The sequence below is a fragment of the Lysinibacillus sp. fkY74-1 genome, from assembly GCF_053165895.1.
The window spans coordinates 2402407-2426913 of the sequence record NZ_CP170173.1 but is presented as its reverse complement, the minus strand read 5'-3'; the positions used below and the strand labels follow the sequence as shown (position 1 = coordinate 2426913).

Annotated in this window: 27 protein-coding genes and 2 riboswitches; of the genes, 26 read left to right on the top strand and 1 reads right to left on the bottom strand. The window is 38.3% G+C overall.

All coding sequences use genetic code 11. From position 1 onward, the window contains the following. The first annotated feature begins 21 nt into the window (after positions 1-21). From ACE1MS_RS11760 to ACE1MS_RS11635, 26 genes are all read left to right on the top strand, one after another. Positions 22-270, top strand: a complete 249-nt coding sequence (locus ACE1MS_RS11760) for a hypothetical protein (protein WP_447402331.1) — start codon at positions 22-24, stop codon at positions 268-270. After that, positions 254-523 (top strand): phage head-tail connector protein, encoded by a 270-nt coding sequence (locus tag ACE1MS_RS11755; RefSeq protein WP_447402330.1) that lies wholly within the window; start codon positions 254-256, stop codon positions 521-523. Before ACE1MS_RS11760 ends, ACE1MS_RS11755 begins: the two co-directional genes overlap by 17 nt. After that, on the top strand, positions 513-812 hold the full coding sequence (locus tag ACE1MS_RS11750; protein ID WP_447402329.1) for a phage head-tail adapter protein: 300 nt from the start codon (positions 513-515) through the stop codon (positions 810-812). The genes ACE1MS_RS11755 and ACE1MS_RS11750 overlap by 11 nt, the downstream gene beginning before the upstream one ends. Before the next feature lies 1 nt (position 813). Next, entirely contained in the window at positions 814-1170 is a 357-nt protein-coding gene (locus ACE1MS_RS11745) for an HK97 gp10 family phage protein (RefSeq protein ID WP_447402328.1), read from the top strand. Next, entirely contained in the window at positions 1171-1506 is a 336-nt protein-coding gene (locus tag ACE1MS_RS11740) for a hypothetical protein (RefSeq protein WP_447402327.1), read from the top strand. A gap of 17 nt (positions 1507-1523) precedes the next feature. Beyond that, the gene (locus tag ACE1MS_RS11735) at positions 1524-2093 is read left to right on the top strand and encodes a major tail protein (RefSeq protein WP_447402326.1); all 570 of its coding nucleotides are present in this window, start codon (positions 1524-1526) and stop codon (positions 2091-2093) included. Between the two features lie 32 nt (positions 2094-2125). Further along, positions 2126-2479 (top strand): hypothetical protein, encoded by a 354-nt coding sequence (locus tag ACE1MS_RS11730; protein WP_447402325.1) that lies wholly within the window; start codon positions 2126-2128, stop codon positions 2477-2479. A gap of 41 nt (positions 2480-2520) precedes the next feature. Further along, complete coding sequence (locus ACE1MS_RS11725) at positions 2521-2688, top strand: hypothetical protein (protein ID WP_447402324.1); 168 nt, start codon at positions 2521-2523, stop codon at positions 2686-2688. A gap of 75 nt (positions 2689-2763) precedes the next feature. Continuing rightward, positions 2764-5562: a phage tail tape measure protein gene (locus tag ACE1MS_RS11720; protein ID WP_447402323.1), complete on the top strand. Its 2799-nt coding sequence runs from the start codon at positions 2764-2766 to the stop codon at positions 5560-5562. Continuing rightward, positions 5559-6371 (top strand): distal tail protein Dit, encoded by an 813-nt coding sequence (locus tag ACE1MS_RS11715; RefSeq protein ID WP_447402322.1) that lies wholly within the window; start codon positions 5559-5561, stop codon positions 6369-6371. Before ACE1MS_RS11720 ends, ACE1MS_RS11715 begins: the two co-directional genes overlap by 4 nt. Before the next feature lie 15 nt (positions 6372-6386). Next, positions 6387-9182, top strand: a complete 2796-nt coding sequence (locus ACE1MS_RS11710) for a pyocin knob domain-containing protein (protein ID WP_447402321.1) — start codon at positions 6387-6389, stop codon at positions 9180-9182. A 15-nt stretch (positions 9183-9197) separates the two neighbouring features. Beyond that, complete coding sequence (locus ACE1MS_RS11705; RefSeq protein ID WP_447402320.1) at positions 9198-9503, top strand: hypothetical protein; 306 nt, start codon at positions 9198-9200, stop codon at positions 9501-9503. After that, positions 9503-10846, top strand: coding sequence for a hypothetical protein (locus tag ACE1MS_RS11700; RefSeq protein WP_447402319.1), 1344 nt, complete (start codon positions 9503-9505; stop codon positions 10844-10846). Before ACE1MS_RS11705 ends, ACE1MS_RS11700 begins: the two co-directional genes overlap by 1 nt. Before the next feature lie 19 nt (positions 10847-10865). Next, positions 10866-12398 carry a phage tail spike protein gene (locus tag ACE1MS_RS11695; RefSeq protein ID WP_447402318.1) on the top strand — a complete coding sequence of 511 codons (1533 nt, stop codon included), beginning with the start codon at positions 10866-10868 and terminating at the stop codon, positions 12396-12398. A gap of 194 nt (positions 12399-12592) precedes the next feature. Beyond that, positions 12593-12784, top strand: coding sequence for a hypothetical protein (locus tag ACE1MS_RS11690; RefSeq protein WP_447402317.1), 192 nt, complete (start codon positions 12593-12595; stop codon positions 12782-12784). A 56-nt stretch (positions 12785-12840) separates the two neighbouring features. Further along, positions 12841-13122 (top strand): hypothetical protein, encoded by a 282-nt coding sequence (locus tag ACE1MS_RS11685; protein ID WP_447402316.1) that lies wholly within the window; start codon positions 12841-12843, stop codon positions 13120-13122. Positions 13123-13142: 20 nt separating this feature from the next. Next, on the top strand, positions 13143-13382 hold the full coding sequence (locus tag ACE1MS_RS11680; protein WP_447402315.1) for a hypothetical protein: 240 nt from the start codon (positions 13143-13145) through the stop codon (positions 13380-13382). Then, entirely contained in the window at positions 13369-14070 is a 702-nt protein-coding gene (locus ACE1MS_RS11675) for a M23 family metallopeptidase (RefSeq protein ID WP_447402314.1), read from the top strand. The genes ACE1MS_RS11680 and ACE1MS_RS11675 overlap by 14 nt, the downstream gene beginning before the upstream one ends. Before the next feature lie 91 nt (positions 14071-14161). After that, positions 14162-14416, top strand: a complete 255-nt coding sequence (locus tag ACE1MS_RS11670; RefSeq protein ID WP_447402313.1) for a hypothetical protein — start codon at positions 14162-14164, stop codon at positions 14414-14416. A gap of 141 nt (positions 14417-14557) precedes the next feature. Then, positions 14558-15247 (top strand): hypothetical protein, encoded by a 690-nt coding sequence (locus ACE1MS_RS11665; RefSeq protein ID WP_447402312.1) that lies wholly within the window; start codon positions 14558-14560, stop codon positions 15245-15247. 427 nt (positions 15248-15674) lie between these two features. Next, positions 15675-17972 carry a 5-methyltetrahydropteroyltriglutamate--homocysteine S-methyltransferase gene (gene metE / locus ACE1MS_RS11660; protein ID WP_036163729.1) on the top strand — a complete coding sequence of 766 codons (2298 nt, stop codon included), beginning with the start codon at positions 15675-15677 and terminating at the stop codon, positions 17970-17972. 120 nt (positions 17973-18092) lie between these two features. Beyond that, positions 18093-18285, top strand: a riboswitch (cobalamin riboswitch). A 144-nt stretch (positions 18286-18429) separates the two neighbouring features. After that, the gene (gene nikA / locus ACE1MS_RS11655) at positions 18430-20049 is read left to right on the top strand and encodes a nickel ABC transporter substrate-binding protein (RefSeq protein ID WP_289448968.1); all 1620 of its coding nucleotides are present in this window, start codon (positions 18430-18432) and stop codon (positions 20047-20049) included. Between the two features lie 71 nt (positions 20050-20120). Then, positions 20121-21074, top strand: coding sequence for a nickel ABC transporter permease (gene nikB, locus ACE1MS_RS11650; RefSeq protein WP_036161745.1), 954 nt, complete (start codon positions 20121-20123; stop codon positions 21072-21074). Between the two features lies 1 nt (position 21075). Then, the gene (locus tag ACE1MS_RS11645) at positions 21076-21879 is read left to right on the top strand and encodes an ABC transporter permease subunit (protein ID WP_230586010.1); all 804 of its coding nucleotides are present in this window, start codon (positions 21076-21078) and stop codon (positions 21877-21879) included. Between the two features lie 10 nt (positions 21880-21889). Further along, positions 21890-22663: an ABC transporter ATP-binding protein gene (locus tag ACE1MS_RS11640; RefSeq protein ID WP_012294587.1), complete on the top strand. Its 774-nt coding sequence runs from the start codon at positions 21890-21892 to the stop codon at positions 22661-22663. A gap of 2 nt (positions 22664-22665) precedes the next feature. Beyond that, a complete protein-coding gene (locus ACE1MS_RS11635) occupies positions 22666-23484 on the top strand; it encodes an ABC transporter ATP-binding protein (protein ID WP_447402311.1) in 819 nt (272 codons plus the stop codon). Positions 23485-23531: 47 nt separating this feature from the next. On the opposite strand, the gene ACE1MS_RS11630 is transcribed toward ACE1MS_RS11635, so the two are convergent. Continuing rightward, on the bottom strand, positions 23532-24017 hold the full coding sequence (locus ACE1MS_RS11630) for an NUDIX hydrolase (protein ID WP_031416007.1): 486 nt from the start codon (positions 24015-24017) through the stop codon (positions 23532-23534). 231 nt (positions 24018-24248) lie between these two features. Then, positions 24249-24443: riboswitch (cobalamin riboswitch) on the top strand. The last annotated feature ends 64 nt before the right edge of the window (positions 24444-24507 follow it).

Below are 24507 nucleotides of genomic sequence, written 5' to 3'. Positions count from 1 at the left end.
CAACAAAAGGAGAGGTAACATATGAATCACTTAGTTACTAAACTCTTCTCAGATAAGGAGTTAGGTTTATTCCTGCCTAACTCTTTTTATCCTTGTGAAGATTACAAGCGTATTCAACACTTATCTTCTCTTGGCTTTATTATTCCTAATTCTAACACAGAACAATTGAATAAACCAGTAGAAGAAGTGAAAGAAGAAGTTAAGCCTAAGCCAACACGTAAAGCAACTACTCGTAAGAAAGCAGTTGATACAGATGTTACAAAAGGTTAAGCATTCTTTACGTATTTTAAACACAGCATTTGATGATGAAGTCCAAGACATGATTGATGCCGCTATCATTGATTTATCACTAGGCGGTATTACTAAACTTGACCAAGACAATAAGATTATCATTCAAGCAGTCACTCTATACTGCAAGTCTCACTTCGGTCTAGAGAATAAAGACAGCGCTAAGTATGGTCAGTCTTATGAATGGCTTAAGACTCGTCTATCTCTATCTAAGGAATTTAACAATGCTCTATAAAGATATTCTTACACTGAGCAATGTAGAAGTATACAAGGATGAGTTACATCAGCAGAAGAAACGTGAGGTCAAGCGTGAAGTATTCTGTGACAAGAAAAGTGTATCTCAATTTGAGTTCCATCATGCCAGTCAATCTGGTATCTCACCACAATTCGTATTCATTGTTAGATTAGCAGACTACGAAGGTGAGGAACTAGCTTACTACAACAATAATAAATATGCTATCTATCGCTCTTATGAAAAAGGCGAGTTCATAGAACTATATGCTACCAAGAAAGTAGGTGCATAGTATGGCATCAATTGACGACTTATCAAGCTTGATTTCAAGAGAGCTTCGAGCATTCTCTAATCATGTTGAGGAAGAAGTAAGAAAAGCGGCACGAGATGAAGCTAAGAAAGGTGTCGAGAAGTTGAAAGCCACTTCACCAACTCGTGGAGGTAGCAACAGTTACGCTACAGGTTGGAAGACTAAGAAGAAGGGTGACAACTACATTATCTATAACGAGAAGAAACCACAACTTACACACTTGCTAGAGAACGGACACGTCAATAGAGACGGCTCACGTACATCTGCAATTGTTCATATCAAACCAGTGGAACAAGAAGTTATAGAAGGATTCTTAAGTGCTCTGGAAAGGGGAATTTAATTGCTTAAGATTAAAGAACTTGCCGATTTACTAGCTCAAGTTAATATTCCAGTAGCTTATTCCCACTTTGTTAATGCAGAAAACAATCCTATGCCAGAGCCACCATACATGGCTTATATAGAAGAGGATTCGAATAACTTCGGTGCTGATAACAAAGTATGGACTAAACTGCTAAACTATCGCATTGAACTATATTCGGACGTAAAAGATTTAGCACTAGAAAGTACACTAGAAGACTTACTAGATGAGTCTGGTACTTACTATGAAACAACAGAGGTTTATATACAATCTCAACAGTTATATGTAAAGAATTACTTTATCACAATCACAAAATAAAAGGAGTCAACTAACTTATGGCAAAGAATAAAGTATTGTACGGTTTATCTAATGTTCACTATGCAGTTATCGAACGTGAAGCAGACGGTACTTATAAATATGGCGTACCAGTTCCAGTTAAAGGTGCGGTATCACTACAATTAGACCCAACTGGAGACCCACTAAACTTCTACGCAGACAATGGCGTATACTTCTCTCGTACAGCTAACACAGGTTATGAAGGTACTCTAACAATCGCTATGATTACAGACGAGTTCCGTACAGATGTACTAGGTGAAAAAATGGTGAACGGTGGTTTCTTAGAAACATCTGACGCTAAAGCTAAAGACATTGCATTGTTATTTGAGGTTGATGGAGACGTAGACCAAACTCGTTTTGTATATTATGACGTATCAGTTAACCGTCCATCACAAACAGCTAACACAGTAGCAGAGTCTATCGAAATCGAAGGTCAAGAATTATCATTCACAGCTAAGCCACGTACTAGCGATAAAGCTATTCGTTGGAACACTGGTGAAGCTACTCCAGAAGAAATGTATAACAAGTTCTATGAAGCAGTTGTAGAACCAGTAACAGTTACACCTTAATCAAACTAAAACAAACAGGAGGCTATATTATTATGGCAGAGAAAATTATTAAAATTGGCGAGAAAGACGTAACATTCAAAATTACAGGTAGTACACCTCTTATGTATCTATCAGCATTCGGTACTGACTTCTTATCAGATTTCATGAAAGTATCAAGAGAGCTTAGTAGCGAAGAAGGATTGAAGGACTCTATGCCTATTTATCAAATGGCATGGATTATGGCTAAGAAAGCAGACGCAGAGTTACCACAGTTAATGGATTGGTTGGATGAGTTTGAAGACGGTTTCCCAATCTTTGAAGTACTAGAAGAGGTTGTTCCATTAGTTCAAGCTAATATGGAAAGCCGTAATGAGAAAGTTAAAGTTAGTCAAGCTAAAAAAAAGTAACAGGTGATGGAGAGCCTATATCCACAGGTGAGTATTTGCTTATGTCTACACAATCAAAGTTAACATTAGACCATCTTGAGATGATGTCTATAGGAATGGTCTTAGACCACATACAGTTATATGCTGATATGATTAATCCAGATGAGAGCAATAAAGGCGGTCAAGCAAAGAAAGCTACTCAAGCAGATATTAACGCTCTTAAAATTTAAAAAAACTACTAGGGGGATTGCTCAATTCGAGTAGTCTCCCTTTTTTTATGATTATACAAGAAAGGAGTAATCATATTGGCAGGTAACATCAAGGGTATTACCGTTGAAATAGGTGGTAATACAACCAAACTAACAACAGCTCTACGTGAAGTAGATGGTCAATCCAGAAGTTTACAACGTGAATTAAAAGCCGTTGAACGAGGATTGAAGTTTGATTCTGGTAACGTTCAATTAGCGGCACAGCGCCAACAGATATTACGAGAATCAGTCACACAGACTTCTCAACGATTAGAAACACTTAGACAAGCTCAAGCTCAAGTAGATGCACAGTTTGCTCGTGGTGAGATTGGCGCAGACCAATACAGAGCATTCCAACGTGAAGTTATGAATACAGAGTCTCAGTTAAATAGATTGCAAGGACAACTTACTCAAGTTACATCTAAGTGGAATCAGATGGACACAGCTATTCGTGCGGCAGGGGAAAGAATGAAAGCCGTAGGAGATAGAATGAAGTCTATCGGTTCTAATATGTCTATGTATGTAACAGCTCCACTAGCGGCAATGGGTGCAACAGTTGCTAAGATTGGTATGGACTTTGAAGCGGGAATGTCAAAGGTAGCGGCTATCTCTGGAGCCACAGGAGCAGAGTTCCAACAGCTCCATGATAAGGCACGAGAATTAGGTGCGACTACTAAGTTCTCAGCTACAGAAGTATCAGAAGGTTTCATGTACATGTCCATGGCAGGTTGGGACGCTACTAAAATGCTTGACGGTATTGGTGGCGTATTAAACTTAGCCGCGGCATCGGGTGAAGACTTAGGTTTAGTATCTGACATTGTAACAGATGCATTAACAGCTCTTGGTATGAGTGCAGACCAGACAGGAAGATTCGTGGACGTATTAGCCGCGGCTACTTCTAAGTCTAATACCAACGTAGCAATGTTAGGTGAGTCATTTAAGTATGCGGCTCCAGTTGCAGGTGCATTAGGATACTCAGCAGAAGATGTATCGTTAGCGTTAGGTCTTATGGCAAACGCAGGTATCAAAGCCTCAAACTCTGGTACAGCATTACGTTCTATGATGACAAACTTAGCGTCTCCTACTAAGGCTATGAATGATGCTATGAATGATTTAGGCATCTCGCTTACTGACAATGAAAACAATATGAAACCACTTAAGCAAGTTCTTGATGAGCTACGTGTTTCCTTAACTGGATTAGACGCAGATACTCAAGCGGCTTATGCGGCAACTATCTTTGGTAAAGAAGCAATGGCAGGAGCATTAGCTATTGTCAATGCATCAGAAGAAGATTATAACAACTTAGCAAACGCTATTAACAACTCAGCAGGTACAGCAGAGAAGATGGCTAAGATTATGTCAGATAACTTAGCAGGACGTATCAAGGAAATGCAATCAGCTTTAGAAGAGGTAGCGTTAACTCTATATGAGAAAATGCAACCTGCTTTAGAGTTTGTGGTAAAGATTATCACTAAACTAGCTGAGTGGTTCGGTAAACTATCTGGTAGTACTCAACTAATCATCATAGCAATAGCGGCAGTAGCCGCGGCAATCGGACCCGTTGTCCTAGTAATTGGTGCTTTAATAAGTGCTATCGGTACAATTATGACAGTTATGGGTGCGGCACTAGTTCCTGTATTAGCAATTGTTGCAGGTATTGCGGCTTTAGGTGCGGCATTTGTCGTGCTATGGAAGAAGTCAGAAACATTCAGAGATGGAGTTAAAGCAGTCTTTGAAGCTATCAAAGAAGTAGTTATGACTGCTCTTGATGCAGTAGTAACATTTGTTAAAGCTAAGCTAGATGAAATCAAGAAGTTCTGGGATGAGAACGGTGCTCAGATAATGCAAGCCGTACAGAATGTCTGGGGAGTTATACAGAAGATATTCGAGTTTGTTATGCCAATCATCATGAGTATTGTTAAAGACGCTTGGAACAACATTAAGAATATCATTGACGGAGTTCTGAAAGTAATCATGGGACTAGTCAAAGTCTTCACAGGTCTATTCACAGGTGACTGGGGCAAGATGTGGGAAGGCGTTAAACAAGTATTGTCTGGAGCTGTTCAAGCAGTCTGGAACGTAATTGAACTTTGGTTTATGGGTAAGATACTTGGAGTCTTCAAGACGTTTGGTAAGTTCGTAAAAGAATTATTCGACAAACTAGGTACTAGTCTTAAAGGTATCTGGGATAAGATTGGCTCTGTTGCATCTACAGCTTGGAACAAAGTTAAAGACGTAATCATGAAGCCAGTTGAAGGTGCTAAGAAAGGTGCATCAGATGCATTCGATGCATTGAAGAACGCTATCTCTACAGCATCTACAGCAATCTGGAACGCTGTTAAATCGAAGTTTGAACCATTGAAAGACTTGATGGTTAAGCCTATCGAGACAGCTAAGAATTTGATCAAATCAGCTATTGATGCAATCAAAGGATTCTTCTCTGGATTGAAATTAAAGTTCCCTAAAATTGAGATGCCTAAGCTACCAAGATTCACACTGAAAGGCGAGTTTAGTTTAAAGCCTCCATCAGTTCCGAAGATTGGCATTGATTGGTTCGCTAAGGGTGGTATCATGAATAGCCCTACAGCATTCGGTATGAATGGTAATAACCTAATGGTTGGTGGAGAAGCAGGAAGAGAAGCAATCTTACCTCTTAACGCTCGTAACCTATCAGGCATTGGTGAAGGTATTGCTAAGCATATGGGACAACAATCACAACAACAAGTAGTCTACGTACAACCTGCACCTATCTACTTAGATGGGCAACAAGTGGCAGAAGTAACATTCGACCATATCAACGGTATGCAATATAAACAAACAAACGTATTAGCAGTAACGAAAGGGGTACAACTATGATTCTACAATTACTCAACGGTAAGAAGTTAGACATAGCAGAACACAGCCTAAGACGTTTATTCCACTACATTCCATCTATCTCACTATCTCATTCAGTTGAGATGGTAGATGGACGTGATGGTGGCATCTTTACAGATAGTCAGTTCACAGAGCGTGTCATTACTGTAGAGCTATTGTATGAGTCACAAGACATACAAGATTTCTATTTACTACGAGATGAAATCAATGCTCTGTTCACACGCAAAGAATCATTCTATCTAATCTTTAAAGGTGAACCATATAAACGATACTTAGTAAAGCTTAACCAAGGTTTTGTAATAGAGCCTAACATGTACATGAACTCATTCGAACTAGAGTTTACTTGTGTGAACATCTACGGAGAATCTATATCTACTACTCAGCAATTAAAGAAAGAATGGGACGTTAACCAATGGGCTTGGAACGACCAGATTACATGGGATGATGATATAGCTTATTCATTCACCACTAATTCATTTGTTGTTAGGAATGAGGGTACAGCTCACATTGACCCTAGACAAAGTGAATTGAGTATATTCATACAGGGTGATTATCCTAACGGTCTAACACTAACTAACAATACTACTGGAGACGTATATCAATATACGAAGTCTCTCACAAGTGGAGACAGACTAGTATTAGATGGTGTGAGAACTCTGAAGAATGGGGTCAGTGCATTCAGAGATACAAATAAGAAGCTAATCACACTAGCTCAAGGGGGAAACTCCTTCACTATAACAGGTGGAACATTAACAAAAATAGATTTTGATTTCAGATATTTGTACTTATAGAAAGGAGTAACAACTTTGACAATTTTATTAAACACTACAGGCAATCCAATTACTCGTGAAGAACGTAATAAGATTAACGAGAACTGGAGTAGAATCATTGGCGGTCTTACAGAAATACAATATCAAATTAACGTTCTAGCAGGTGGTAAAGAGGTTAACGAAATTTTAGAAGCTATCCGTATTGCTACAGAGAATGCTATCAAGGCTACAGAAGATGCAGAAGATGTAACAGCACGAGCTAACGATGCTATCGCTCAATCTGAGATTGCTACAGATAACGCTAAGACAGCCGCACTAGATGCACTTAAAGCTAAACAAGAAGCAGAAGAAGCTACAAACAAAGCCCTAAATAAGATTACAGAGATGAATAATCTTATCCTTACTACTCAAGGACTAAACAATACATCTCAATTAAAGATTGATGAGATGAATACTCTTATCGCAACTTCAACTCAATTAAATAGTGATTTACAAACTCTTAAGACTCAGATTCAAACTGAGATTGCTTTATCTAAAGCGGCTACTGCTAATGCTAATGCCGCGGCAGATGCTATCAAAGGTTGGGGTACAGCAGAAGAATGGGTATCAACTAAAACTTATGCAAAGAACAACGTAGTAACTCGTAACGGTTCTACATTCCAATCAAAAGTAAACAACAATACAAATAAGCCACCAACAGTTACAGATGCTAACTGGATTCTATTGGCTCAGCGAGGAGTAGACGGTACTGGTGCAGTATCAACTGTAAATGGTGTATCACCAGATGCAAATGGTAACGTTCAAATCGACACAGGATTACTTGACACTTACACGAAAGCTGAGACAGATGGTCTTATTGCATTAGCAGAAAACAAGTTTACTTCTCAAGGCTACGCAACTAATGACTTAGATACAGTAATAGAGGAAGAGTTTAGAGATGCTAGCATTTCTGGATTAAAACATGTTACTTCTAACGGTCAAGACTTCTTACCAGAACAGACAGAATACATTGGTGAAGTGGTAGTAGATGTTGATGGTGCAGTGACAACTAAACTATACAGAGCAACAGATATTACAACAGGTGTTGTTAACACTCGTGTAATTCGTTCTGACTCTAATGGTATCATCTCAGACTCAACTTGGTCTAAAGGTGGCGGCACTGGTTCTGGTGGTAAGTTTGTAACTGTTCCACTTAAGCTTAAGACTACTGCTAAGAATCAAAAGAACTGGACTATTCCTAATGACCAACTGGATATGAGCACAGATAGCGTAATGGTTTACTTCAACACTGTATACCTACGTCCAGAGTCATACACAATTACTGGTTCTGTGGGAACTGGTTACAAGTTAAGCTTTGATTCTCCAGAGTCAGAGATTGCAGACAATAACATTGATATTGTAATCTTCAAGAACGTTCCAGACATCATGGGACTTATCAGTGGTACAGCACTAGTTGACGGCTCAGTAGGCATGTCTAAACTATCTAACGAAGTTAAGGATGCTATCAATGAAGCTAGTCAAGCTAAAGATGCATGGCAGAAAGGTAAGTTCAACGATGCCAATGTAATCAACTTAGGCTCTCGCTCTGTTTCCAAGACTCTTTACATTGATGGAATTGGCGGTGGATGGCATGGTACTACTAACGTAGAAAATCTCAATATCGTTATTGAGTTTGGCTCACAGTTTTCTGGGATTATCAAAGCAACTTACACAACGTTCTGGGGTAATCAAGAGTCCCATGGTGGAGCTACTGTAATTTATCAAGTTGCTAACTATACAGACCGTGGTGGAGTTAAGCAAGCAGACTTCTTAATCGAGTCTATCACAGAATCATTCGCTAAAACTTATAACATTAGAAAGCCTTTATTTGTTGGTACAGAGTTAACTATGCCAGTATTGAAAGCTCCACTAGGCTCTATGCCATTCATGATTAAGCTTGAAGTAGATGGTTACTTAGGAGAAGGTAAATCATTATTCGATGCTGTGAACGGTGCAACTTGTGCGTCAGTAGATTTAGGAAGTCCAACAGCAGGTGGATACCCTTGGAGAAACCAAACAAGTGGAATCATTAGTCAAGCAGATAGAGATTTCTGGAATAATAAACGTGACTTACATGTCCGAGAGATTGATACAGACCCTAATATAACTACTACAGGTTCATTTCTAACAACTCACGCAAACGCACAAAGCAATGGCTCAGCAGGTTATTGGTATGTTGAGAATACTTTCTGGAGCGAGAGTGGATATAGAATGCAACACGCTACAACGTATAACCAAGCAGTTCCAGACTATAAAGTAAGACACTACTATGCAGGAACGTGGTCTCCATGGTCTCCATCTCTACAAGGGCTTTTCACATCTGTAAGTAATGGTAAAGCGAAAGTAGCATCTGCCATTACTGGTAAAGGAGTTCAAACTGCTTCGGATGCTACATTTGATCAAATGGCAAATAATATTAATGCAATACCATCAGGAACGAAATATGCAAGCGGTGTAACTTATGTTGCTTCTCCAGAGAACTTCGCCTATGCAAGTTCATCAGCAGTAGGAGTGGCAAGCTTTGCAAACATATTACTGGATATACCTTTTACTCCTAAAAGAATCTTTGTTTATGCAACCGCAGGAGATATTTATTACTCTACTGTGTTCAACCGTGAAAGCGACTCAATCGCTTCTAACACGGCTAAAACATCTATGCACAATGGCTCTGCAAATAATATACAATCATACAACATGAGAGCAAAAGTATTTACAGATACACCAACACAATTCGTTGTTAGATTGCCAGTTCAAGCAAACTTAAATTTCAATTGGGAAGCATACGGCTACTAGAAAGGAAATGATTAAATGTTCACACGAGAAAATAGAGTATTCTTCGACACTACTTCTGGACGTATACTGTGGCAAACTGGAGAGATTACTTATTCCAATACGCCTATTCAACATGAAGACATTATAGGTCGCATTGAATATATAGACCTGCCTATGGGTTCTATTAAGTATGATGATGAAAGACTAGTCAGTATTAATCCAAGGACTAGAAAACCAATCGTAGAAGCTCTTAAGAAAGAGTTGACACCTCAAGAACTACTTGAGCAGAAGTTAAAAGAAATCGAAGAGTTGAAGAAACAACTAGAAGGGAATGGTAAGTAATGACTGGAAATATTTCTTATGAGAACTTATCAGATTCTCTTAAGTTAAAAATGTCCGAGTCTACTACTGAGATTGTAAATGACCTTACTACTGGAGGAGCTGATAAAGCTCTTTCAGCAGAGCAAGGTGTAGTACTAGACGAGAAGATTAATAGTGTAGTAAAGCCTTATGGAGTACAAGTAATCAATCCTAATCACGCTATCTTAAGACTTGAGCCATTCGATGGTTGGACTGGTAGCGATTTACCAGAGGTTCTATATATTGTATTCAATCACGAACGAATGGAAGTCGAAGGAGAATTTACAGTTAGAGCTACTATACCAAAGAGAGCAGGAGGCTTCGATACAGGTAGTTATAAATCCATTACAACAGTACGAAGCATTAATTCAGAAACAGCTCCTTGGGTAGCAAACTCTGATAACGGAGTAGTTAATATATCTGATAAGTTTGCACAGCAGTTTTATAGTAATGGTTCAGTTGGAGTAACTGACCCTGCACCAATAAATAGAAGACCGTATATCTCTTTTATTAAAATCAAACAACGAAGTGCTATTAACATAGAGATAGAACTATTCACAGCAAATGGGAAAGCAAAAGAAATCCTAGAGAGCTACGAGATTGTCCACAGAGACGATGTATATACATCAGCATGGACTCTACCTATGCAGAAATCAGCATTTGATAAAGCCAAGAGTGCAATAACAGAAACGGCATCAGCAATAAGTGTAACTGTCTCTCCTCTTGGTAATGATTTAACAGGAGAATGGAATAATGGAGGTAAAGCATTCAAAACAATTCAAGGTGCTATAAACTCTCTACCAAGATACAGTAACTATCCATTAAATGTTAGAGTACTTGATGGAACTTATGATGAGTGGGTTCAAATTAATGGATTCACAGGCTCAGGTACTTTAACAATTCAAGGTGGTTCTGTTATCACAGATGCTCCTAAGTTTAAAGTGCGAGGCATTCAAATGGTAGGTTGTTCTATGAGAGTTGATATAATTGGTATGCACTTTAATAGTGCAGGTGTAACAGGTATTTCAATTCAACATAGTCAACTTGTCAATGTGAGCAATTGTAATTTTGATGCAGGAGCTACAGGTCAAAATGGTGCAGTTACAACTTCAAGTATTCTCTATATAAATAATTGTAATATTTCAAACAGAGGTATGGGAATCCAAGCAAACTATGGCGCTACTGTCTTCTCAGTAAACAATAGCGGTAGTGGTAATAGTATTGGATTGGTAGCCAACACTGCATCAACAATAGGTAAATCTAGCACACAGCCATCGGGGACAACGCCAGAGCGAGTGAATGATGCAGGTATAATCAGAAGCTAAAATAAGAAAGGAAGATTAGATGATATACGTAACAAACAATGGACAGTCAGAACCATTAGTATATCTATCTAGTTTCGAAATGGAGCAAGAAGTTAAGGGAGATTTCAGCATCTCCTTTAACTCTGTTAATGATAGCAAGAATATTGGACACTCATTGCTATTAGAAGAATCTATTATCACTGTAGATGATTTTGATTTCAGAGTCAAGCAGATGAAAGAAACTAGACAAGGTAAACAAGTAACAGCTCTGTCTACATACTTTGATTTAGTAGACCAGAGGAAAGACGATATATATGGCGGCACGAGAACGTTTAACGAGTTCCTAGCATTCATCTTCTTAGGTTCTGGATGGACTACTTCTACAGACTTTAATGAATCAAGGATGATAGAGAACTTTGGAGAGAACAATTTAGTAGCTCTAACTAACGCTCTATGTCAAGTATTCGAATGTGAGTTTGAGATTAGAAAGAACAATCATGTCCACTTCTCCAAGAAGATTGGTAGAGACCATGATTTCCAATATAGATATGGACACAACGTACAAGCTCTCAGCAAGGACGTAGACACAACTAAGCTTAAGACAGCAGTCAAAGGATACGGAGCACCAAATGCAGACGGTAGCCAGTTATACGTATACTATGAGTCACCTAACGTAGCTAAGTTTGGTAAGCGTGAAGCAGACCCTATCCATGATGATAGGTTTACTAACTATGCATCACTCACTCAGCATCTAGCAGACTCACTACAAGATGAGCCAGAGGTTACATTTGAATTAGATTCTATTGAACTCTTAGACAATGAGTTAGGCGAGACGGTATGGCTTATCTATGAACCGCTTGATATTGAAATACAAACTCGTATCCTAGCTCAGTCTAAAGGGTTCGTAAATGGTCAATTGAAGACGGTCAAAGTGGTTCTAGGTAACTCTCTACCTAAGTCAACAACAGACATCTTAATCTCACAAAAGGTTGAGATAGACGAGCAGAAGAAGATAACACGTTCTAAGTTTGAACAGACTAATGACAAGATTGAGTTTGAAGTAGAGCGTATTGGAGATAGCATCTCTCAAATAAAACTTGATGCAGACAGTTTGACTTTACGAGTAGCGCAAAATGAGGGAGACATTACACGTCATGAAGCCTCTATTAATCTCAACTCCAGAGAGATTGACTTACGAGTAAAAGAAGTGGATTACAATGGTAACGAGATTGCTTCTCGCATTAATATGACATCTACAACTGTTCAAATAGAAGGTAAACATATCTATTTAAGAGGTGCTGTAACTGTATTATCTGACATCACTGGTGATTTAGGAACTATCACAACTGGGACATTGAACTCTGTAGACATTAACACTCATAAGGATATACACATTGGTAACTCTCTGTATTTTAATGGCGCAGTTGGTAATATCACAGCAGGTGGTAATGGTATTGCTATCAACTCTTTTGGTGGTTATGTATATCTAAACGGTACAATAGACTTCCAGAATCAGTCGTCTGTTAATGGCAGTAACATTAGAGTAGGATACGCAGAAGCTTCATCCTACTAATCACATATCAGGAAGTAATGTAAGCGGAGAAGTTGCAAGCGCAAGATATGCAAAAGATGCAGGTACAGCAAATGGAACTTATGTAGACTATGATAATAGATTTATCTATGTACGAAACTCAGCAGGAACAGTATTGGCTCGTGCAGACAGAGTAAGCGGAGCATAAAATAACAAATGAAACGGAGATAATAAATATGCATTACTTATTACAACTTAACAACAATATGAACTTTAACCTAACTAGTGACACACTAAACATGGATGAAGTTACAGCTAAGCTAAATGACAAGACAACTACATTCATTAACTTTGGTGGAATGGTAGTAAATAAACATATCGTAATTGGTGTCTTCCCTATTGATGGCACTCAAGCAGAAGATAAATAAGAAAAGGAATGAACCATTCGTACTAATCTTACGAGTGGTTTTTTGGTGTCTAAAAAATGGGAATCGTTGAATTAATAGCTTTAATAGTAGGCATCCTTGCGGCTGTTGGGGGCGGCTTAATCGGTGTCTGGAAAATTATGAACGGTGTAGACAATACGTTAATCAATCTTAATCATAGTGTTGACCGTCTCAATGAGCATCTAGAAGAGGTCAAAATAGACCAGAAAGAAACTCGTGAGAAAGTATTTGAGCACACTGTAGCAATCGAGAAACAGAATCTAAAACTAGAACAGCATGACGAAAGATTAAAAACATTGGAAGATAAAGTAAACAAATAAGGTCATAAGGAGTGGTTTACATGAAGCGCAAGCTACAAGAACAGCTATCGAAGTTACTAGAGATTAGAAACATCATAGCTGTATTGGTAACAATAACATTTCTAGTATTGTCATTTACAGGCGTGTTACAAGTTGAGTTCATTCAGTCTATCATCATGGCAGTAATTATATTCTTCTTTGCAAAAGGAACAACTTATGACGAAGCTAAGAAGATGGTAGATGATGTGAAGAAAGAAGATGATACAGATGGCAAGGTTTAATTGTCCTGTAGAGGGAGCTAGGTTGACTTGTAAGTTCGGATGGAGACCAGACCCATTCACTAACACAGGTCGCTATTGGCATCAAGGTGTCGACCTAGCGTCTCCAGTAGCAGGTAAGAAAGTTCCTGTCTATGCATCAGCAAAAGGTGTAGTATCACGAGCACAAACTTTAAGCACATACGGTCAACTAGTTATGATTAGACATACTATCAATGGTAAGACATACGAAACTAACTATGCACACCTAGATAAGATTATGGTAAAGGTTGGTCAGCGTGTTAAGCAAGGTGAGCAAATAGGAATCATGGGTATGACAGGTTCATCTACAGCAGTGCATTTACATTTTGAGATTCATAATGGACTATGGATGACCGGTCAGCCTAATGCAATTGACCCTATGAAAAATATCACACTGGATTCATACACACCACTAGGGAAAGAAGGAGAGCTTACAATGTCACAGTACAATGAATTGAAGAAAGAGATTGAAGATTTAAAGTCAGCGTTACGTAGCAAGCAAGATAAAGAAGCTACACGTAAAGCAGGAAAGTCACACGATGTCGATTGGGAATGGCTTACAGCAAACGGCATTACAGATGGTTCAAACCCACAGAATGACTTGACTCGTGAACAGATGGCAACTATGCTAAAACGCTTCGAACAATATTTGACAAAAAAGTTGAAGTAAAACATTTGACTTTTAAATGAAGTCGACTGTAATATGTAGTCAATAAGAAAAATATAACCAAAACAAAAAAAGAAAAGGATGGTACATTATCATGAAAAAACTATTATTAGCAGGTATCTTAGCGCTTGGATTATTCACAGGAGTGGCAACAGCTCAAGCGGCTGAGCCAGTTACATTGGATGCAGTATACTTTGAAGACGAATTGTTCTTAACTTCTACAGCTCCAGTAATTGTAACAGAAGTAGAGTTAGCTAAACATGGTGTTCAACTGGTATACGGTTACACATATGTAATCACATACAAAGATGCTACAGCTCAAGAAATCTTATCAATCGAAATGAAGTAACAACTAAGGGTTATCACATTAATTTGTGGTAGCCTTTTTTTATATTAAAAATTGACTTCAATATACATTTGAATCCTCAATTAAATCAATGCTAAGATATTACTTGTAAGGAAAATGCATACAGAAAAGGTGGATTTATTTATGAATATCAAAGGCAAAGTATTAGCAAGCGTATTAGCAATTGGAGTAGCAACAACAGGTGGATTTATTGCAGGAAGTTATAGTTCAGAGGATGCAGAAGCAAAATCTATCTATCCTTTTAATGACTATAAACCAGAAGATGCAAAATATAATGATATTCTAGAAGAGTATGTGCAGTCTGGTAGAACTTTAACTTATGCAACAATGTACTACGACCATAAAGATACACAAGCGCAAATTCAAGCAACAGGGGATAATAGCATACTAGCCTTTCGCGAGCTTGTCAGAGAAGATGTTGTTCAAGGTAGAACAATCTATATTAATTCAGTAGACATCCCAGAGATGGTTGATGGTAAAGAGTATCTAATTATTCAAGACTACTCTAAAAACAAGAATGAATCTTTGGTAGATGTGATAGTAGACCCATTCCAACCAGAACTATCTATTAATTATGATAATGTAAAATTCATTGGAATGAATAACGGTATGTTCAACTTTGAATCGTTGGACGGTTCTAAGCAGTACTCTTTCTATTCTAATGTGTATTACAGTGCAAGCCAATGGCAAACACCAAAAATTGGGGAAAATTATAAGTTAGAATTTAGATATGCAAATCAAGAGAGTCTTAAGAGTTCAGTTAAGATAGATGATGCTACACCAGTTGAACCAGATAATCCCGCATGTAAATAATCAATACTCGGACCATCCTTAATTGGGTGGTCTTTTTTATCTTTACAAATAGTAAACTACATATTACAATATTAACCAGAAACAAAAAAAGAATGTCTACTCTACTCATTGAAGTCTTTCGTACAGGAGACCTGCCAATTTCTAGTACACACCAAATACCTACGTGGAAATAGGTGGTGAATAGTGACCAATAGGCACTGTGCGAAAACAGATGATGTATACGGAAGTTCTTTTTTTTTCGTATTGTTTTTGTATTAATAATTTTACTATGCAGCCATTTTCCAAAAAGGAGAATGGCTTTTTATCATGCTAATATTGCAAAGTGAAGCCCACTGGTTTTCATATAGGGCAACGAAACTAGCATGTGGATAACCAAATTTGTAGAGCAAGCTAGAAGTAAATTTTTTTGATGAAAGGGAGATGAAAGATGACTTATACTAGTACACTCATTGGCTACCCATATATCGGAGATGATCGCGAATGGAAGAAGGCATTAGAAGCATTTTGGCGTCAAGAACTAACGGAAGAGGATTTTCAGGCTACACTAAAAAGTATTCGTTTATCAAGAATTGAAAAGCAGCTACAACTCGGCATAGATGTGGTGACAGTAGGAGATTTCACATTGTACGATAGAATGTTGGATACTGCCTTAATGTTCGGCTTAGTACCGAAGCGCTTTAACTGGCAAGGTGGAAGGGTAGATTTACATACCTACTACAGTGTAGCGAGAGGAAATCATTCAGCAGTAGCTAGTGAAATGACCAAATGGTTTAATACCAACTATCACTACATTGTTCCTGAGTATGAAGGACAACCGTTGCAGCTAACAGAAAATAAGGTATTAGCAGACTTTTTAGAGGCAAAGGAAGCGTTCGGTATTATGGCGAAGCCGACACTTATTGGCCCCTATACATTTTATAAGCTCACTAAGGGCTACAATAAATTAACGCAGGTCGAATACTTATTAGCCTTAATACCTCTCTATGCCCAGATTATTCAAGAATTAGTAGATGCAGGTGCCGAATGGATTCAAATAGAGGAGCCTTCTTTAGTGACGACACTTGACTCAGCAGAACTGAAGCTAGTTCAAGAAATCTATGCTCAATTGATGATGACAGTTCCAGCAGCAAAACTAATGCTACAAACATACTTTGAAGCATTATGCTCCTATGAAACATTAATTACACTGCCTGTACAAGGATTTGGCTTAGATTTTGTACATGGCTATAAAGGGAATATGGAGTCACTTCGACAATATGGTTTCCCTCCAGATAAAGTTTTAGCCATTGGGGTGGTCAATGGTCGTGATATATGGCGTTCAAACCTAGCGGAAGCGAATGCCATGATTCAAGCAATTGAAAAACTAAGTGATGCTAAGGAATTGTGGATTCAACCTTCAAGTAACCTGCAACATGTACCAATATCTACTTCATTTGAAAAGAAGTTGGACCCTGTTCTCAAACAAGCACTGGCGTTTGCCGATGAAAAAATCGAAGAGATTACTGAGCTAACTAAATATAGAAAGGGTCAAAACGGAACTCGACGTCATAATTTCTCAGAAAGTATGAAAGCCATTGAAGCACTAAAAAATCATCCGATTCGTCAAAATAAGATGATCCAGCAAGCCGTTCAATCCGTCTCCACAAAGGATTTTGAGCGACATAGTGATTTTAGTCAACGTCAAAAATTACAGCAGCAGGCGTTAGCCTTACCACTATTCCCTACAACAACAATCGGTAGCTTTCCTCAATCTGATGAGGTGAAGAGAAATCGGAATGCTTGGCGAAAGAAACAAATATCGAATACAGACTATGAAGCATTTATTGAACTGGAAACAAAGCGCTGGATTCACTTGCAGGAGGATATGGATATAGATGTACTGGTTCATGGAGAATTTGAACGGACAGACATGGTCGAGTATTTCGGTGAAAAACTGACGGGCTTTGCCTTTACTGAAAAAGCATGGGTGGTTTCGTATGGTTCTCGCTGTGTGAAGCCTCCGATTATTTATGGAGATGTTGAATGGACTTCATCCATTACCGTGAAAGAGTCAGCGTATGCCCAAAGCTTAACGAAGCGCTTTGTCAAAGGGATGCTGACAGGGCCAGTGACCATTTTAAATTGGTCCTTTGTACGTGATGATATTTCTCGGAAAGATGTGGCCTATCAAATTGCTTTAGCACTTTGTAAGGAAGTGAAAGCACTAGAAACGGCAGGTATCTCCATTATTCAAGTGGATGAACCAGCACTAAGAGAAGGGCTACCTCTTCGTAAAGAAAATTGGGGGGCTTACCTAGACTGGGCAATCAATGCCTTCAAACTTGCTACCTCGAGTGTAAAAGATACAACACAAATTCATACACATATGTGTTACTGCGAATTTAACGATTTCATAGAACCCATTAGTGCGCTAGATGCTGATGTGATTTCTATTGAAACATCACGAAGCCATGGAGAGCTTATTTCTTCACTTCAAGTGCATCCTTATACAAAAGGGATTGGATTAGGTGTATACGATATTCATAGTCCACGTGTGCCGAGTGAGGGAGAAATGTTAGCCATCATGAGAGATAGTTTACAAGTTTTAGACAAACATCAATTTTGGATTAATCCGGACTGTGGCTTAAAAACAAGGAAAGAGCCAGAAACAATAGCGGCTTTAGCTAATATGGTGGCTGCTACCAAACTATTGCGTCAGGAGGTGAAGGAATCTATATCGAGATAACGAGAGATAAAAGGAGTTAAGCAAAGATCAGGTTATCTGCCTGGTCTTTTTGTATCTGTTTATTATATTCAGAAAATAAAATTGACGTGAACATTTGAGCATGTTATGTTTATTACTAATTTCAAATATTGCATTACAAGTTTGAATGAAATTATTTTTCGTTCGATTAAAAGGAAAATGGGTGTAAATCCCATGCTGTCCCGCAGCTGTAAATGAGGAGTTTTGTTTCGATGACCACTGAGTTTTTTCTTGGGAAGGTGAAGCAAAATGATGATTCATAAGCCAGAATGCCTGCTTGTAAGAAGATTCATTGATGATCTACGAAAGATAGGGAGATGGATGGTAGCTTACGTATTGTAGGTTTATCTGTCCTTATTCTTGTAGAATAAGGTTTTTTTATGCCTTCTTTCTATTCAATTTGTAGATATGAACAGGGAATAGAGATAGGAGATAAAAAATGAGATGGACGAAGTATTTACTGCCTTACATGCTTGTTTTGACCTTCAGTTTTCTTGCAGGTTGTACAAGCACGGAAAAAGACAAAGGAAACTCAGCATCAACTGAACAGACAGATGAAAAAATGATTACGATTGGTTGGCCATTAGATGTAGGCCCATTAAACCCCCATACATATTTACCAAATCAGATGACTGCTCAAGCAATGGTTTATGAATCTTTAGTGGCGTATAACGATGATGGGACAATTACGCCAAAGCTAGCAGAAAGCTGGGTCATCTCAGAGGATAAAACTGCTTATACGTTCCATTTACGCAAGGATGTTAACTATTCGGATGGGACTGCCTTTAATGCTGATAATGTGATTCGCAATTTTGATGCGGTATTAGCGAATCGTGACATGCATTCTTGGATGGGCATGGTCAACCATATAAAAGAGGTCGTCAAAGTAGATGAATCAACAATACGTTTGCAATTAGACGAACCGTATTACCCTGTGTTAAACGAATTAGCCTTTGTCAGACCATTCCGTTTTTTAGGGGATAATGGCTTCCCAGACGGCGATAAGACAAATGATTCCATTCAATCAGCTATTGGCACAGGGCCATGGGTTTTAACCGACTATAAAAAAGATGAATATGCTTTATTTAGCCGTAATGAACATTATTGGGGAGAAAAGCCTCTCGTAGATAAAATAAAGGTTAAAATCATCCCAAATTCGGAATCCATTTCGTTAGCCTTTGAAAATGAAGAATTAGATGTCATTTATGGGCGAGGGGTTATTAGTTTAGATAACTATACGTATTTAAGAGATAGTGGCAAATATAGAACAGCTACATCTGAGCCATTGTCTACGAAAGCATTACTGTTCAATACACAGTCTGGACCGTTAGCTGAGCTAAAGGTTCGACAAGCAATGCAATATGCTATCAATAAGGAACAAATGGTAGAAAGCATTACACATGGTACAGAAAAAGTGGCTAACACGCTATTTTGGGAAGCAATTCCATATGCCAATATTGATTTAGCCCCCATTATATATAATCCTGAAAAAGCACAGAAATTGCTAGAGGAAGCTGGATGGACGCTACAGAAGGGTGAAAAAATTCGTTCAAAAAATGGTCAACCCCTTACATTAGATTTAATCTATATTGCTACTGATGCCATTCAAAAACCTATGGCAGAGTTAATGCAGGGCGAGCTAGCGAAAATAGGCGTACAGTTAAATATTGAAGGCGCCGATGTGATGGTCGGTCTGCAAAAATTAATGGATGATCAGGTTGATATTAACTTCTGGCGAACTAATGGACCGCCGACTGATCCACATAGCTTTGCAAATGAATCAGCTACACCAAATGCTAGTGGTGTTTATGAAGCAAAATTAGGCTTACCAAATACTCAAGAAATCGATACTAACATACATCAATTATTAGTCGGGACCGATGAAGAAGAACGCGTGCAGCTATACACGGATATTTTAACAATGTTCCACAAACAAGCATTGTTCTATCCAATATCATATGAAACGAATCAAGTTATTTATCAACCATATATGAAGGATTTTGCACCACGTGCTTCTGAGTATGACATTCCATATGCACAAATGGATAAAGAAAACTAAGTATGAAAGAGAGAGTGTGTCGAACCAGGACAACTCTCTTTTTATCATCGGATGAAATAGGAAGTGACGACATGTACGAATCGACTTGGATGTTTTGTGTAAAAAGAATTCTCACACTTCCATTTGTATTAGTAGGCGTATCTATTCTGACCTTTGTGTTTATTCGTTTCGTACCAGTAGAACCAGCAGAGGTCATTCTTCGACTTGCAAGAATAGCCCCAACACCAGAGGCTATACAAGCTTTACGAGAAGAATTAGGGACAGATAAGCCTTTTATCATGCAATATCTGCTATGGGTAAAAGGCGTTTTACAGCTAGACTTTGGGACATCTTTTGTTAGTAAATTACCCGTTGGTGATGAGCTATTTGCTAAGCTACCCGCTACCATCGAATTAGCTTTAGTAGCATTTATCCTTATTTTAACCTTTAGTATTCCGTTAGGGGTTGTGAGCGCATTATATAAGCATTCCTTTATCGATAAAATCATTCGATTATTTACAGTCCTAAGTGTTTCCATTCCAACATTTTGGTTAGGGTTTATCCTACTTTATCTATTCAGTTTAAAACTTGGGATTTTTCCGACGAATGGAAAAGGTTCAGGAGCACATTTAGTTTTACCAGCTTTCACATTAGCTTTACCTACAATCGGATTGTTCTCACAGTTTATCCGCTCTGCCATTATTGAAGAATACGAGCAGCCCTATGTAAAATATGCACAGCTTAGAGGCTTAAAAAAATCGGTCATTCTCATCCGACACGTGGGGAGGAATGCTGCCATACCGATATCAACTTTGTTAGGGATGACACTCGGAAATTTGCTAGGTGGGGCTGTCATTGTAGAGCAAGTATTTAGTTGGCCTGGACTCGGTAGATATTTAATAGAATCCATAACGAATCGTGATTACCCCGTTGTACAATGCTATGTGTTGGTGATCGCTGTCATCTATGTGCTCGCCAATCTAGGCACAGATGTATTGCATCGTTTATTGGATCCTCATCTGATGATGAAGAATAGGAGAGAGTAAAGTGAACTTAGAACGTATACATATGAGAAGATTTATGAGTCTCACTATACTAATCATCATTGGTTTACTAGGACTGTTTGCCCCAATCATGATGCCTCATGACCCTTTAGCAGTCGATATTTCTAAGAAATTTTTAGCACCTTCATGGGACTATCCATTAGGAACAGACCATTTAGGAAGATGTGTCTTCTCACGATTGCTTTTAGGGATTCGGTATTCTTTAGGTGCGGCGCTCGTCATACAAATAGTTGCTATTGTAGTAGCGATCCTGTTGGGCGCATGGGTCTCTTTAAAAAGAGGTATAATAGATGCGCTATTTATTCGGATATGCGATATTTTATTAGCTTTTCCAACACTTGTACTAGCATTTGGGCTTTTAGGTGTATTAGGGCCAAGCTTAAAAAATGTGTTAATCGCACTTATTTTGACACAGCTTATTTATTATTCAAGACTAATTCGAAGTTTATTTATCGGCATGAATGAAAAGGATTTTATTCTAGCGGCAAGAATAAGCGGTACTACAGGTGTGAAATTAATTATTCGTCACTATCTCCCTCATGTTTGGCCTCCTATTGTAACGATTGTTGCATTAGATATGGGAAAGGTTATTTTAGAGATTGCAGGCTTTTCCTTTATAGGGCTTGGCGTGCAGGCTCCCACTCCTGAGTGGGGAATGATGGTAAATGAAGGGAAGCAATATATCCGCCAACATCCCGAATTAATGCTATATCCTGGGCTTACTATCGTTCTAGTTGTCCTAGTATGTAATGTTTTGGCAAGTAGTTTAAAGACGCCTGACCAGTAAAGGGGAAGTTATGAAAAAAGTTTTAGAAGTGAAAGACTTATCGGTCAAAATTGGAGAACAAAATATTTTAAACGCCATTCATCTGACAGCCTATCAAGGCCGCGTTTTGGGGATTATTGGCGAAAGCGGTAGTGGGAAAACCATGCTTTGCCAAGCTATCATGCAAGCCTTACCGTCTAGAGCGCAGATTATCAAAGGGCACATATTCTACCATCAACAAGATTTATTGAAGATAAATGCTGCTCAAATGAGAGCTTATCGTGGAAGACATCTATCTATTATTATGCAAAATCCTTCAACTGCCTTTGACCGTGTGCAAACCATTGAAAGTCATTTTCGTGAATCATTAAAGGCTCATTTTGTTATAACTAAAAATGAAATTAGACAAATTGCTATGGAAAGCATGTCAAAAGTTAATTTACCTAATCCCGAGAAACTTTTACACTATTATCCATTCCAATTAAGTGGGGGAATGCTACAGCGTGTAATGATTGCTTTGTCACTGGCAATTCAAGCCTCGGTATACATAGCTGATGAGCCAACGACAGCTCTTGATACAGTCAACCAAAAACAGGTATTGACATTATTTGATCGGATTCGCCTGGAAACACAGGCAGCCATACTTCTTGTGACGCATGATTTAGGCGTTATTGCTGAACTAGCTGATGATGTAGCCGTGATGTATAAGGGGGAACTAATTGAACAAGCAAATGTCTATGATTTTTTTGATGCACCACAGCATCCTTATACAAAGAAACTATTACAATCCCGAATGATGTTTTAGAGGTGAAAAAATTGAAGCTACTAGAAGTGAGAAATATTGAGAAGAACTATGCACATAGACCGTTCATATTCAAGCGAAGACAGGATGCTCCTGAATTACAGAAAGTATCATTTTCACTTCAGGAGGGGGAATGCTTAGGCATTGTTGGACAAAGTGGCTCAGGAAAAAGTACATTGGGCCGAATTATATTAGGAATGGAAAGGCCAACAGCCGGTGAGGTTCTATTTCAAGGGGTTAATCTTTATGATGCCACTAGCCAACAGAAAAAAATGATACGGAGAGATTTACAAGCAGTCTTCCAAAATAGCTATCATTCATTAAATCCAAAGCACACTATTTTTCAAATTTTAGAGGAACCGTACCTAAATTTCGAGCATTATAGCTCAGCTGAGAGACACTATAAGGTAAAGGAATTACTTAATCATGTAGAGTTAGAAAAATCTATTGCCGAAAAGTATCCTTCCCAGCTTAGTGGGGGACAACAACAGCGTGTGAACATTGCAAGAGCGCTTGCCTTACATCCAAAATTAATTGTTTTAGATGAAGCCATTAGTAGTTTAGATATGATTTTGCGAAAACAAATCATTCAATTACTACAGACACTACAAAAGGATTTGCAACTTGCATACATTTTCATTTCTCATGACTTACAGGCTACACGTTTTATTTCAGATCGCATCCTCGTCATGCAAAATGGTCAGCTAGTAGAGGAAATCATGAAAGGTGAACCATTTAAGCATTCCGCATCACTTGAGCTATACAACGCGATTTTGCCCAGTCACCCTCGCGAAAGAATTCACAAGAATACTAGTTTGGAATGATCTGAAATGTCTTTGCGAAGAAAGTCCTTATTAAAATTCTTACATTGTTATTTGGAAAGCTTCGTAAAGGAGCTTTCGAACCCCCATATTTTGCCCTCTAGGTTGTTTAAGAGAGCGACCGTCCTCTGTTCCATATTATTCGGAAGTTCTTCCTTACTGAAATAAGTGAGGCTTAAGCTCTCACCATCCTTCATTTCCAATACACCCCTTACATGTTTAGCTCTATAAAGGTGAATGACTGTATAGATTTCATCGCCATTCGGATAACAGTAGTAATAATCAGGTCCTGAAAAAACACCGATAAACTCAAACTCTTTAGCCACGAGACCAGTTTCCTCATAAAGTTCACGAGCAGCAACCTGCTCTAATGTTTCGTTTATTTCCATTGAACCGCCAGGTAATCCCCAATCCAACGTATCTGAACGATGTTGAAAGAGTATTTTCTTATCATCATTAACAACAAGAACTGTCGAACCAACGCTTATAATTGGTCTATTACCGATAAGCTTTCTTAATTCAGTTATATAGCCCATCCCGTCACTCCTCGTTTCATCGTAATGCAAAACAAATCGCTTTTTTAAAGCAGACTTCATAAATATAGCTCCATTGGGATTGATTAACAATCTTTTTTTGAGCGAAATAATGCTTAAATATGCAGAATAGTTCGTCAAAAATGAAAAATAGCTTTTTATAATCAGTCTTTTCTGAATTTTACCTATATTGATTGTTTGGAAACCTCTATGTTAAGGTAAAAAGACAAATTGAATATGCTAAATTTTGGTGGTTCAAATGGGTTTGATTCCATTTGATTAAAAGGGAAGTTGGTGTGAGTCCAACACTGTCCCGCAACTGTATGTAGGAGTTCCATAACGAGACCACTGTTTTGTTCTTCAAAACGGGAAGGTGTTATAGGAATGTTGATGATAAGTCAGGAGACCTGCCACTAAATAAGCATCAATTGACCTACGAGGATAGGGAGGTGTTAGCTACTGTATGATGATTGTGAATGGATGTAAGTTCACT